Origin of the sequence: Flavobacterium sp. FlaQc-52 (assembly GCF_044007495.1) — a bacterium.
GTDB lineage: Bacteria > Bacteroidota > Bacteroidia > Flavobacteriales > Flavobacteriaceae > Flavobacterium > Flavobacterium cupriresistens.
In genome coordinates, this window is the sequence record NZ_JBIPCV010000070.1 from 1 (window position 1) to 236 (window position 236).

General features: G+C 33.5%; 1 protein-coding gene. It reads right to left on the reverse strand.

Going from position 1 to position 236, the window contains the following annotated elements:
* Nucleotides 1-48: 48 nt before the first annotated feature.
* Nucleotides 49-236, reverse strand: a 188-nt coding sequence (locus ACHRV5_RS22540) for a hypothetical protein (protein WP_395428355.1), incomplete at its 5' end; no start/stop codon positions are given.

The following is a 236-nucleotide window of genomic DNA, read 5'->3' on the forward strand; positions in this document are numbered from 1 at the left end:
TTCCATTACTCTTATTCTTTTGTTTTAACATCTCTGTTAAAACGGCTGTCAATTCAATATGTCTACGAACGTGTGTTTCTTTTTATTTTCGCTTGTGTTGCAAAGCGGGTGCAAAACTACATCTTTATTTTTAACTGGCAAGACTTTTTTGAAGTTTTTTTTAGAAACTTTTCGTTTCCAATTTTCTTCTTTTCTTAACCAATCTCTCAATGAACTTGCGTGTTTTGCGGGGTGCA